The 12,172-nt window shown below is 72.1% G+C and carries 12 protein-coding genes and 1 pseudogene; 4 read left to right on the forward strand and 9 right to left on the reverse strand.

Annotated elements, in window-relative coordinates; all coding sequences use genetic code 11:
- Positions 1-5: 5 nt before the first annotated feature.
- Complete coding sequence (recX, locus tag EKH77_RS24110; protein ID WP_240667794.1) at positions 6-590, forward strand: recombination regulator RecX; 585 nt, start codon at positions 6-8, stop codon at positions 588-590.
- An 8-nt stretch (positions 591-598) separates the two neighbouring features.
- Here recX and EKH77_RS24115 read toward each other — a convergent pair whose 3' ends face one another.
- From EKH77_RS24115 to EKH77_RS24145, 8 genes and pseudogenes are all read right to left on the reverse strand, one after another.
- On the reverse strand, positions 599-976 hold the full coding sequence (locus EKH77_RS24115) for a rhodanese-like domain-containing protein (protein ID WP_126916395.1): 378 nt from the start codon (positions 974-976) through the stop codon (positions 599-601).
- A complete protein-coding gene (locus tag EKH77_RS24120) occupies positions 973-1,521 on the reverse strand; it encodes a cysteine dioxygenase (protein ID WP_126916396.1) in 549 nt (182 codons plus the stop codon). Before EKH77_RS24120 ends, EKH77_RS24115 begins: the two co-directional genes overlap by 4 nt.
- A 77-nt stretch (positions 1,522-1,598) precedes the next feature.
- Entirely contained in the window at positions 1,599-1,685 is an 87-nt protein-coding gene (locus tag EKH77_RS34805; protein WP_397612240.1) for a putative leader peptide, read from the reverse strand.
- Positions 1,686-1,717: 32 nt separating this feature from the next.
- A pseudogene (locus EKH77_RS24125) lies at positions 1,718-3,480 on the reverse strand (FAD-dependent monooxygenase).
- Positions 3,481-3,701: 221 nt separating this feature from the next.
- Positions 3,702-4,601, reverse strand: coding sequence for an amino acid ABC transporter permease (locus tag EKH77_RS24130; RefSeq protein WP_126916397.1), 900 nt, complete (start codon positions 4,599-4,601; stop codon positions 3,702-3,704).
- Entirely contained in the window at positions 4,598-5,248 is a 651-nt protein-coding gene (locus EKH77_RS24135) for an amino acid ABC transporter permease (RefSeq protein WP_126916398.1), read from the reverse strand. The genes EKH77_RS24130 and EKH77_RS24135 overlap by 4 nt, the downstream gene beginning before the upstream one ends.
- Positions 5,249-5,296: 48 nt before the next feature.
- The gene (locus EKH77_RS24140; protein ID WP_126916399.1) at positions 5,297-6,220 is read right to left on the reverse strand and encodes a glutamate ABC transporter substrate-binding protein; all 924 of its coding nucleotides are present in this window, start codon (positions 6,218-6,220) and stop codon (positions 5,297-5,299) included.
- Between the two features lie 74 nt (positions 6,221-6,294).
- Entirely contained in the window at positions 6,295-7,071 is a 777-nt protein-coding gene (locus EKH77_RS24145; protein ID WP_126916400.1) for an amino acid ABC transporter ATP-binding protein, read from the reverse strand.
- Positions 7,072-7,327: 256 nt separating this feature from the next.
- Here EKH77_RS24145 and EKH77_RS24150 point away from each other — a divergent pair, with 256 nt between their 5' ends.
- Both EKH77_RS24150 and EKH77_RS24155 read left to right on the forward strand, forming a co-directional pair.
- Positions 7,328-8,038: a response regulator transcription factor gene (locus EKH77_RS24150; RefSeq protein WP_126916401.1), complete on the forward strand. Its 711-nt coding sequence runs from the start codon at positions 7,328-7,330 to the stop codon at positions 8,036-8,038.
- A gap of 12 nt (positions 8,039-8,050) precedes the next feature.
- A complete protein-coding gene (locus EKH77_RS24155; RefSeq protein ID WP_126916402.1) occupies positions 8,051-9,457 on the forward strand; it encodes a sensor histidine kinase in 1,407 nt (468 codons plus the stop codon).
- Positions 9,458-9,485: 28 nt separating this feature from the next.
- Here EKH77_RS24155 and EKH77_RS24160 read toward each other — a convergent pair whose 3' ends face one another.
- Positions 9,486-10,484 carry a TAXI family TRAP transporter solute-binding subunit gene (locus EKH77_RS24160; protein WP_126916403.1) on the reverse strand — a complete coding sequence of 333 codons (999 nt, stop codon included), beginning with the start codon at positions 10,482-10,484 and terminating at the stop codon, positions 9,486-9,488.
- 142 nt (positions 10,485-10,626) lie between these two features.
- Here EKH77_RS24160 and miaB point away from each other — a divergent pair, with 142 nt between their 5' ends.
- Complete coding sequence (gene miaB / locus EKH77_RS24165) at positions 10,627-12,123, forward strand: tRNA (N6-isopentenyl adenosine(37)-C2)-methylthiotransferase MiaB (RefSeq protein WP_126916404.1); 1,497 nt, start codon at positions 10,627-10,629, stop codon at positions 12,121-12,123.
- Positions 12,124-12,172 lie beyond the last annotated feature (49 nt).

Consider the following 12,172-nt stretch of genomic DNA (forward strand, 5'->3'; position numbering starts at 1 on the left):
GGCCCGTGCCACGTGAGCCGCGCGCGGACGACCGAACGGGCGGTGGCTCCGCTTCCCCGTCGAGGGCCGGGGCCGGAGCACCACCGTCTCCGGAGGAGCAGGCGCGGGCGATCTGCCTGCGCCTGCTCACCGGAACCCCGCGCACCCGCAAACAGCTCGCCGACGCCCTGGCCAAGCGCGGCATACCGGCCGAGGCGGCGGAGGAGGTGCTGTCCCGGTTCGAGGACGTGGGCCTGATCGACGACGCCGCGTTCGCCGGCGCGTGGGTCGAGTCCCGCCACCACGGCCGGGGCCTGGCCCGCCGCGCCCTCGCCCGCGAGCTGCGCACCAAGGGCGTCGACTCGGCGATCGTCGACGAGGCCGTGGGGCAGCTCGACGCGGAGCAGGAGGAGCGCACGGCCCGTGAGCTCGTCCAGCGCAAGCTCCGGTCGACCCGGGGCCTGGACCGGGAGAAGCGGCTGCGCCGCCTCGCCGGGATGCTGGCCCGCAAGGGCTACTCCGAGGGGCTCGCCCTGCGCGTGGTGCGCGGCGCCCTGGAGGAGGAGGGCGACGACCCGGAGCTCCTCGACCACTACCTGCCGGACGCCTGAGCCGGAAGTCAGGGCGGCGTCACCGGCAGTCCGGCCGCGCGCCAGGCCTGGAAGCCGCCCACCAGATCGGTGGCCCGGTCCAGGCCCAGCCGGCGCAGGGAGACGGCGGCCAGCGACGAGGCGTACCCCTCGTCGCAGAACACGACCACCCGCAGGCCGTGATCCGTCACCCGCGCCGCGCGGTGCTCACAGGCCGGGTCGAGCCGCCACTCGAGCTCGTTGCGCTCCACGACGAGCGCCCCCGGGACCGTCCCGTCGCGCTCCCGCAGCGCCGCGTAGCGGATGTCCACCAGCAGGCCGCCGTCCGCCAGGACGGCGGCCGCCTCGGCCGGCCCCACGCGGTCGAGCTGTGCGCGCGCCTCGGCCAGCAGCTCCTCCACCCTCATGACCACTCCCGCGCCCACTCGACCGCCTCCAGCCGCAGCACCTGACCGCTGCGGCTGTACCGGCGCATCATCGGCAGCGGCGGATAGTACGCGTGCACGGAGATGGCGTGCCGCTCCCGCGAGGCGTTGAGCACCTGGTGGACGTGGTGGGGCCCGAAGGCCCGGCCGTCCCCGTCCGCCAGCAGGCGCTCACGGTCGATGCCGTCCGCCAGCTCCAGCAGCTTCCACCCCTCCGTGGGCAGCCGCGCGGCCAGGGACTGCTCGGTCAGGTCCCCCGAGGCCACGGCGAACGCGCCGTGCGAGCCGCCGTGGTCGTGCCAGCCGGTGCCACTGCCCGGCGGCCAGCCGATGAGCCAGGCCTCGCCGCCACCCGGTCCCTCCAGCCGGATCCAGGTCCGCCCATGAGGGTCGAGCGGGAGCGAGGCGACGAGACGGGCGTCGGCGGCCGTCCGGCCGGCGAAGTCCAGGAGATCCGCCTGGGAGGGCGCCCCGAGGGCGTCCGGCGAGGCGGCGTGCGAAGCGTTCGTGCGTACGGAAGCGGGCACAGTCGAACCGTCCTGAGTGATCGCGAAGGAACGCGCGCGGCACACAGGGGTGCGGGCAGCGCGGTGGGAAATGCGGATCAGCAGGACGGACGACAGACACAGCCCGCGTAGCGGACCAGGTCCAGATGGACCCTCCGCCAGAATCGCGAGCCGCTGTCAGTCACGCTCCGGAGTCAACCATGGCGACCATGGCCGGTCAACGGTTGGCCGTAGCCTCACTGGTGGCTTCATGGGGAGTCGACTCGTCCGGGGGTGCCTCGGTGCCCCCGGTGCCTCCGGCGGCACCGCCCCGCGCCGCGTCCGCGCACGCGTACAGCTCCGCCGCCCGCACCCCCGCCAGCGCGGCCACCAGCCGGCCGTCCGGCCGGACCACCAGCACGGTGTGCGCGTCCGCTCCCGGGTACCCCTCGGCGACGAGCAGTTCCGCCGCCATGGGCAGGGCCGAGACGGCCGCCGCCAGGGCGGGCATGAGACCCGCGCCCACCCAGTGGCGGCGCTCCCACACCCCCGTGCCGGGGGCGACGAGGACCACCAGCAGATCGCCGCCCAGCCGGTCGCGCAGCCACGCCTCCGAACCGTCCGGCGCGGTCACCGGCACGTCCTCGACCGGCGCCCCCACGGCCGTGCCCACCAGCACCGAGCCCGCGGGGGCGCGGCCGGCAGGAGGGGCGTACGGGAGTGGACGGCCGGCGCGCCCAGCAGTCCACGCCCCAAGTGGCCTTCCGTCAGCAGCGCGTCATGGGAGCGCGCGGCGCCCGGCACGAGCGTGCGCCGCACCGTCCGCCAGCCGCCCTCGCCGCGTACGGCGGGCAGCATCCGGTCGGCGGCGCGCAGCCGGGCGGCGACGGCCTCCCGGCGCTCGGCCTGATAGCTGTCGAGCAGCGCCTCGGAGGCGCCGTGATGCCAGGCCAGCGCCAGCTTCCAGGCGAGGTTCTCGGCGTCCAGCAGCCCTTCGTCGAGCCCCTGGGTGCCCAGCGCGCCCAGCAGATGCGCGGCGTCGCCCGCGAGGAAGGCGCGCCCGCAGCGCCAGCGGCGCGCGAGACGGTGGTGCACGGCGTACACACCGGTGTCCAGCAGTTCGTACGCCGGGGCTTCACCGCACCACGCCGCCAGGGAGTCGCCGACGCGGGCGAGCAGCGCGTCGGGGGTGACCAGTCCGCCGTCGGGCGGCAGCGGCCAGTCGAGCCGCCACACCCCGTCGGGCAGCGGACGGGCCGTCACCTCGCCGCCGCGCGGCGGCGACCGGTGCAGCACGGCCTCGCCCGGCCAGGGCAGCTCGGCGCGGAGCGCGGCGACCGCGTACCGCTCCACGGCCGTACGCCCGGGGAAGCGGGCCCCGAGCAGTTTGCGGACGACGGATCGGGCGCCGTCGCAGCCGATCAGATAACTGCCCCGCCACACCGTGTCGTTGTCGCCGCCGCCCTCGCCCCGGGTATGCGCGGTGACCCCGGAGGAGTCCTGTTCGAGGAGGGCCACACGGCTGTCGTGGACGATCCGTACGTCCGCCTCGCCGGCGAGCGCCGCCCGCAGTTCGCGCGTCAGGGCGTGCTGGGGCAGATGCAGCGGAGACGGTTCTGCTGCCGGGTCGGCGTGCCGCTCGTCACCCGGGCGCTCCTCGGCACCCTCACCGGCCTCGAACGCGTCCTCGAACTCGGTGGGTTCCGCTGCCTTTCCGGCACCGCCGGGCGGTGCGAACGGGATCCGCGCCACTTCCGTCCGGCGCCGCAGCGTGCGCCAGCCCGACCAGCGGGTGCCCTCCGAGGTGACGCACCCCAGCCGCTCCAGCAGCGCGGCGGTCTCCGGCCGCAGCACGGCCGTACGGGCCAGGCGGCGCTCCCGTGGCGCACCGGCCTCGCCGGGCGACTCGTCCAGGACGGTGACGGGCACCTCGTACCGGGCCAGGGCCAGGGCCAGGGTGAGCCCGACGGGCCCGGCCCCGACGACGATCACCGGGTCCACGGCGCGGCCCCCTCGCCCCCGGAACGGACGGTGACCTCGCCGTACGCGTGGCGCGTACGGGACGTACGGGGACTGGCAGGGGGAAAACGGTGCGCGATCACAGAACGTATGCAACCCATTGCCGGTGCGTGCGTCAAGTGATCAGAGCCGCCGTCACGGCGCGCCGAAGGCGTGCGCCCCGCCGGTCCGGTGGGACCGACGGGGCGTCAATAGCCGTCCGTTCAGCCGGTCCCGGCGCCGTCCGCGCCGGAGGCGCCCGCCGTGGGCTCGGCGCCCGGCACGACGCCGGCGGCCGGCAGCGCCGGCGGCTTCCCCTTGCGGGAGCGCTGTGTGCGCCGTTCGACCCATGTGGCGACGGAGGACAGCGCCAGGCACAGCAGGATGTAGATCGAGCCGAAGACGATGACCATCGGGATGAAGGCGTAGACGCCGTTCACGGGCGGGGTCTGCTGGGCGAAGGCCTTGCCGACGAACAGCAGTTCCTCGTAGAGGATGATGAAGCCGAGCGAGGTGTCCTTGAGGGTCACCACGAGCTGGCTGATGATCGACGGCAGCATCGAGCGGACGGCCTGGGGCACCAGCACGGCCGTCATCACCTGGGTCTTGCGCAGCCCGATCGCGTACGCCGCCTCGCTCTGTCCCCGGGGCACGGCGTTGATCCCGGAGCGGAAGATCTCCGCCTGGACCGAGCCGTTGTACAGCGTCAGCCCGATCACCAGGGCCCACATCGGGTCGGAGGTGAACACCGCCGCGTACAGCAGGAAGATCATGATGAGCAGCGGCATGGCCCGGAAGAACTCCACCACCGCCGTGGCCGCCCAGCGCACCGGCCGGTGGTCGGAGAGCCGCGCGGTGGCCAGCACCGTGCCCAGCGCCAGCGAGAGGACGGCCGCGATCGCGAAGGTCTTGAGGGTGGTCAGCAGGCCGTCGACGATCCGCTGCTGGGTCTCGGTGTACTCGTAGTCGTCCCACAGTCCGGCCTGGAACTGCCCGGTGGCGTCCAGCCGGTAGATCACGAAGCCGATCAGCCCGGCGATCGCGAGGGCGGACAGGGCGCCGTAGAGGCGGTTGCGGGCCCGGCCCCGGGGGCCGGGGACGTCGTAGAGGACGCTGCCGCTCATCGGGCCACCGCCAGTCGGTTCTCCAGCAGCCGGAACAGGCCGCTGATGGTGAAGGTGATGATGATGTAGCAGATCGCGATCCAAAGGAAGATCACGTAAATGTTGTAGCCCGACGCGGCGTTGAGCGTCTTCTGCACCGAGCCGAGCTCGGTGACGTTGAAGCCCGAGGCGATGGCCGTGTTCTTGGCCAGGGCGATCAGCAGGCTGCCGATGGGCGGTATCGAGGTGCGGGCGGCCTGCGGCAGCACTATCTGGACCAGCGTCTGCCCGAACGTCATCCCGATCGACCGGGCGGCCTCCGCCTGGCCCACCGGCACGGTGTTGATCCCCGACCGGAGGGCCTCGCAGATGAACGCCGAGGTGTAGCAGCCCAGGGCGAGCACGGCGAGCCAGAAGGAGTCCCAGCCCTTCAGCCCCAGCGCCGGCAGCCCCAGGGTGACGGCGAGGAAGAGCAGCACCAGCGGGGTGTTGCGCAGCAGCGTCACCCACGTGGTGCCGAAGACGCGCAGCGCGGGCACCGGAGAGACGCGGAACGCCGCGACGAGGGTGCCCAGCACCAGGGCGAGCAGCGCGCTGAGCACCGTTAGTTCCACGGTGCCGATGAAACCTTCGCGGAACATCGCGAAGTTGTCCGACAGAACGTTCACGTCACTTCTCCGGGTATCGCGAGTCGGTCGTACAGCACCACTCGCCGGTCAGTAGCGCTCGACCGCGGGCGGGGTGGAGGCGGGGACGCCCGAGCGGCCCAGCGTGGCGTCGTAGGCCTTCTTCCAGTCGCCGCTCTTCTCGTGCGCCTCGATCGCCTTGTTGACCGCCTCGCGCAGCGCCGTGTCGTCCTTCTTGAGGCCGACGCCGTAGGGCTCCTTGGAGAAGGGGTTGCCGACGACCTTCAGCGCGCCCTTGTTCTCGGCCGCGTAGCCCTTGAGGATCGAGTCGTCCGTGGTGACCGCGTCGACCGAACCGTTGACCAGCTCCTGGACGCACAGCTGGTAGCCCTGCTGCGCCTTGGCCTCGGCCACGCCGTACTTGGCCTCCTTGATCCGCTTCAGCGGGGTGGAGCCGGTCACCGAGCAGACCTTCTTGCCCTTGAGGTCGTCCGGGCCCTTGATCGAGCTGTCGGCCTTCACCAGCAGGTCCTGCCCGGCGACGTAGTACGGGCCGGCGAAGCCGACCTGCTTCTTGCGCTCGTCGTTGATCGTGTACGTACCGACGTACAGGTCGACGCCGCCGCTGGCGATCTGCGTCTCGCGCGCCTCGGAGGGGACCGTCACGAACTTGATGTGCGCCTCGTCGAAGCCGAGATCGGCCGCGATCATCCGGGCGATCTCCACGTCGAAGCCGGAGCGCTTCTTGGTGCCGGGGTTCTCGAAGCCGAGGCCGGGCTGGTCCGCCTTGGTGCCGATGGTGATCGTCTTGCCCTTGATCTTCTCGAAGACCGGGGATCCCTTGACGTCCGCGGCGGAGTTCACCTGGTACTTCGGCAACTCGGCGGCCGCGGAGGCGCCGCCGCTGGACTTGTCGCTCTTGTCGTCGGGGCTGCCCGACTTGCCGCAGGCGGTGGCGGAAGCGGCCAGCGCGATGACGACGGCGGCCGCCGCTGCGGTGTTGCGGAGCTTCATGGAGGACATCCTTTGCGTCTGCGGGACCTCGGGTGGCGGTGAAGCGGCGGGGAAGGGGGCTCGGAGAGGAGCGCTCAGTGGTGGAGGATCTTCGACAGGAAGTCCTTGGCCCGGTCGCTGCGCGGGTTGCTGAAGAACTGGTCCGGCCGCGCCTCCTCGACGATGCGGCCGTCCGCCATGAAGACCACGCGGTTCGCGGCGGAGCGGGCGAAGCCCATCTCGTGGGTGACGACGACCATGGTCATGCCGTCCCGGGCGAGCTGCTGCATGACCTCCAGCACCTCGTTGATCATCTCCGGGTCCAGGGCCGACGTCGGCTCGTCGAAGAGCATCACCTTCGGGTCCATGGCCAGCGCCCGGGCGATCGCCACACGCTGCTGCTGGCCGCCGGAGAGCTGCGCGGGGTACTTCTCCGCCTGGGCGCCCACGCCCACCCGGTCGAGCAGGGAACGGGCCGTGGCCTCGGCCGACTTCCGGTCCTTCCTGCGGACCTTCACCTGCCCCAGCGTCACGTTCTCCAGCACGGTCTTGTGGGCGAAGAGATTGAACGACTGGAAGACCATGCCCACGTCGGCGCGCAGCCGCGCCAGCTCTCTGCCCTCCTGGGGCAGTGGCTTCCCGTCGATGGTGATGGAACCGGAGTCCGTCGTCTCCAGCCGGTTGATCGTGCGGCACAGGGTCGACTTGCCCGATCCCGACGGCCCGATGACGACCACCACTTCGCCGCGGGCGATGGTCAAGTCGATGTCCTGGAGCACGTGCAGCGCGCCGAAGTGCTTGTTGACCTTGTCCAGGACGACCAGGGCGTCCGCGGCGGGCGCCACGTCCTTGGTCACCGATATCTCGTTCATCGGCGCTCCTCGCTCCGTCCTCCTCGGTTGGGGAGGACCCTAATGAGCGGCGAAGACCAACGTCATTACATCTGAGCTGAAATTGAGCATAACGATCCGGACTCAACCGGACACACAACGTCAGATCGCCGGAACGCCTCGCTCCGTGGTACCGGCTGGATAACGGATGCCCTCGCGCGGGCAGAACCCCTTGACGTACCGGGAGCGCATCGGCGTGGATGCGGTGATACCGCACCGAGCCGCGCGGAGGGGGCCGATGAGACTGCTGCTCGTGGAGGACGACGACCACGTCGCCGCGGCCCTGTCGGCCGTCCTCGGCCGGCACGGCTTCGACGTCACGCACGCGAGGAGCGGCGAGGAGGCCCTCCAGGCCCTGCTACCGGGCGACCGGTCGCCCTTCGGCGTCGTCCTGCTCGACCTCGGACTGCCCGACCAGGACGGCTTCGAGGTCTGCGGCAGGATCCGCAAGCGCACCACCACGCCCGTCATCATGGTGACCGCCCGCGCCGACACCCGCTCGAAGATCCACGGCCTGAACCTCGGCGCCGACGACTACGTGGTCAAGCCCTACGACACCGGTGAACTGCTCGCCCGCATCCACGCCGTCGCCCGGCGCATCCCCCACCAGGAGAGCGCGCCGGGCCGGTCGCGCGCCCCCGAGGGCGACGCGAATGTCCTCAGCCTGGGCGCCCTGACCATCGAGCTCCCCAACCGCCGTGTCTGCGTGGACGGCTCGGCCGTCGCCCTCACCCGCAAGGAGTTCGACCTGCTGGCACTGCTCGCCCAGCGCCCGGGGGTGGTCTTCCGCAGGGAGCAGATCATCAGCGAGGTGTGGCGCACCAGCTGGGAAGGGACCGGACGCACCCTGGAGGTGCACATCGCCTCGCTGCGCGCCAAGTTGCGGATGCCCGCCCTCATCGAGACCGTACGGGGCGTCGGGTACAAGATCGTCGTCCCGGTCCGTTAGCCGCGGCCACCCGTGCGCGCCCGACTCCTCCCCCTGCTCATCGTGCTGATGGCGGGCATCCTGATGACCCTCGGCCTCCCGCTGGCCGCCGGCACGGCCGCCGTGCGCCAGCAGCGGGTCGTCGTCGACCGCATCGACGACACCGCCCGCTTCGCCGCCCTCGCCCAGTTCGTCGGCTACCGCACCCCCGAGCCGCCCGAAGGGGGCGACAGCGGCGACCGGCAGCTCAGCCTCCAGCACGAACTCGCCCGCTACGAGAAGCTCTACGGCATCCGCGCCGGCGTCTTCTCCCGCGAGGGAAAGCCCCTGACGGTCGCTCCCGCGGGCTGGGTCCTGCCCCGCCGCGGCGAGAGCTGGGCGGCCTTCCAGGACGCGCTGGCCGGGCGCCGCAGCCGCGACCCCGGACAGATCTGGCCCTGGCGCCGCGACCGGCTCACCGTCGCCTCGCCCGTCATCCGCGACAGCGACGTCGTCGCCGTCGTCGTCACGGACTCGCCCACCGGCCGGCTGCGCTCCCTCATCCTGCGCGACTGGCTGCTGATCGCGGCCGGCGAGACGGCGGCGATGCTGGTGGCGGTCGCGGCGGCGTTCCGGCTCACCGGATGGGTGCTCAAGCCCGTACGCACCCTCGACGTCGCCGCCCACGACATCGCCACCGGCCGGATGAAGTCCCGGGTCGTCGCCGACAGCGGCCCCCCGGAACTGCGCAGACTGGCGCGTTCCTTCAACGAGATGGCCGACAACGTCGAGGACGTCCTGGAACAGCAGCGCGCCTTCGTCGCCGACGCCTCGCACCAGCTGCGCAACCCGCTCTCCGCGCTGCTGCTGCGCATCGACCTGCTGGCCCTCGACCTGCCCGACGGCCACGCGGAGGTCGGCTCGGTGCGCGCCGAGGGCAAGCGGCTGGCCCGCGTCCTGGACGACCTGCTGGACCTCGCCCTGGCCGAGCACGCCTCCGGCGAGGCCCAGCTCGCCGACATCGCCGAGATAGTCACCGACCGGGTGGGCGCCTGGTCGCCGGTCGCCGACCGGGGGAAGATCGCCCTCACCTACCGGGGGCCGTCCGCGGCGACCGGCTGGGCCGACCCGGTCGCCCTCTCCAGCGCGCTCGACGCGATCGTGGACAACGCGCTCAAGTTCACGCCCGAGAACGCCCGTGTCGAGGTCACCGTCGCCGTCTCCGGTGACCGGGTCGACATCACCGTGGCCGACGGCGGCCCGGGCCTCACCGAGGAGGAGCTCGCCCGCATCGGCGACCGCTTCTGGCGCAGCAGCCGCCACCAGAACGTCTCCGGTTCCGGCCTCGGGCTGTCCATCTCCCGCGCCCTGCTCGCCGCCGGTGGCGCCACGCTCTCCTACGAGCCGAACCGGCCGACCGGACTGCGCGCGACGATCGCCGTACCGCGCCACGGCGGCTGAGCCGACGGCGTCGCGACCGGAAACAGGTTTAGGGCTTTGCCGACAGGTAATAGCGGCGCGCTCCGGCGTGGAGCTCCAGGGGGTCGGTGAAGATGGCCGTGCGGAGGTCCACTTTCTGCGCGGCGTTCACCTTGCTGCCGATGTGGTCGCGGCTCTTGATCACCGTGCGGGTGACGCTCTCGGTGAGATCCGCGTCGGTGTCGTCCCTGGTGACCAGGAGGTTCGCGATCGCGATCGTCTGGACGACACCGGGGGCGTTCAGCTCGGGATAGGCGTCCGTCGGCATCATCGCCGACCGGTAGTAGCGCGTCTGCCGCCCCATCCGGTGGAGGGGCTCGATGAGGTCCCCGAGCTGGACGAGCCTTATCGGCAGTCGCTCTCCCAGGGCCTTGACGGCGTTGGTGGACAGCCCGCCGGACCAGAAGAACGCGTCGAGCTCGCCGTTCTCCAGCAGCCCCGGCATCCGGTCGATGCCCACCCGCACCGGCGTGATGCCCTTGTCGAAGTCGAGACGGGCGGCCTGGAGCAGCCGCCGGGCGATCAGCTGCACCCCCGACCCGTCCGCGCCCACCCCCACCCGCAGCCCCGCGAGATCCCGGGTGGACTTCACGCGGGAGTCCTTGCGCACCACCAGCTGCATGTAGTCGTCGTAGAGCCGCGCGCACGCCCGCAGCCGACCGGCACCCGGCTGCTTGCGGTCCCGGTAGGTGGCCACAGCGTCGGCCGTGGCGAATGTGAAGTCGGCCTTGCCGCTCGCGAGCTGCCGCAGATTGTCGAGGGAGCCCTGACTGTGCCGCAGCCGTACCTTCAGGGCCGGCAGGTCCTGGCCCAGGTCCTCCTTGAGGACGTCGCCGTACTTCTCGTACACCCCGGTCGGCACCCCCGTCGCGACCGTGATCTCCCCGGCCGGCTCCGGCCCCCGGTCGGGCGGCCACAGCGACCACAGCAGCAGGGCGAGCACGGCGGCCGCCACCGCGCCCGCCCGCGCGGCACGGCGCCCGCCCGGGCGCGCGAATCGGGGAAGCACGCTCGGATCCTGCCAGCCCGCCGCCGCGTCGACCAGGCCTCGGCGGGGAGCGGCTCGGGGCGGAGATCATGGGACGGGCCGGGGCCACCGGGGAAACGTGGGGGCACGCTGTCCGAGGGACCACGTACCCTGGTCGATTGAGATGAGTGCGAAGACATACGAGGTGCGCACCTACGGGTGCCAGATGAACGTCCATGACTCCGAGCGGCTGTCCGGCCTCCTGGAGGAAGCGGGCTATGTCCGCGCGCCCGAAGGCACCGCCGAGGGCGACGCCGATGTCGTCGTCTTCAACACCTGCGCGGTGCGGGAGAACGCCGACAACAAGCTGTACGGCAATCTCGGCCGCCTGGCCCCGATGAAGACGAAGCGGCCCGGCATGCAGATCGCCGTCGGCGGCTGCCTCGCCCAGAAGGACCGCGACACGATCGTCAAGCGGGCCCCCTGGGTCGACGTCGTCTTCGGCACCCACAACATCGGCAAGCTGCCGGTGCTGCTGGAGCGCGCCCGTGTCCAGGAGGACGCGCAGGTCGAGATCGCCGAGTCGCTGGAGGCGTTCCCCTCCACGCTGCCGACGCGCCGTGAGAGCGCCTACGCGGCCTGGGTCTCCATCTCCGTCGGCTGCAACAACACCTGCACCTTCTGCATCGTCCCCGCGCTGCGCGGCAAGGAGAAGGACCGCCGCCCGGGCGACATCCTCGCCGAGGTCGAGGCGCTCGTCGCCGAGGGCGTCAGCGAGATCACCCTCCTCGGCCAGAACGTCAACGCCTACGGTTCCGACATGGGCGACCGCGAGGCGTTCTCCAAGCTGCTGCGCGCCTGTGGTCAGATCGAGGGCCTGGAGCGCGTCCGCTTCACCTCGCCCCACCCGCGCGACTTCACCGACGACGTGATCGCCGCGATGGCCGAGACGCCGAACGTGATGCACCAGCTGCACATGCCGCTGCAGTCCGGCTCGGACACGGTCCTCAAGGCGATGCGCCGCTCGTACCGCCAGGAGCGCTTCCTGGGCATCATCGAGAAGGTGCGCGCCGCCATGCCGGACGCCGCCATCTCCACCGACATCATCGTGGGCTTCCCCGGCGAGACCGAGGAGAACTTCGAGCAGACCATGCACGTCGTCCGCGAGGCCCGCTTCGCCAACGCCTTCACCTTCCAGTACTCCAAGCGCCCCGGCACCCCGGCGGCGACCATGGACGGCCAGATCCCCAAGGAGGTCGTGCAGGCGCGCTACGAGCGTCTGGTCGCCCTCCAGGAGGAGATCTCCTGGGAGGAGAACAAGAAGCAGGTCGGCCGGGTCCTGGAGGTCATGGTCGCCGAGGGCGAGGGCCGCAAGGACGACGCCACCCGGCGCCTCTCCGGCCGCGCCCCCGACAACCGCCTGGTCCACTTCACCAAGCCGGACGAGGACGTGCGCCCGGGCGACGTGGTCACCGTCGAGATCACCTACGCCGCACCCCACCACCTGCTGGCCGAGGGCGCGGCGAAGGCCGTCCGCCGCACGGCCGCGGGCGACGCGTGGGAGAAGCGCAACGCCGCTCCGGCGGAGAAGCCCCAGGGCGTGATGCTGGGCATCCCGCGCATCGGCGCCCCCGCGCCGACGCCGGCGCCCACGGCGGGCCCGGGCTGCGGCTGCGACTGAGCGGGACAGCCGAATACGACCGGTTCCCGCAGGTCACACGTGGGCCTGC

This window comes from Streptomyces luteoverticillatus (assembly GCF_003970715.1).
Taxonomy (GTDB): Bacteria; Actinomycetota; Actinomycetes; order Streptomycetales; family Streptomycetaceae; genus Streptomyces; species Streptomyces abikoensis.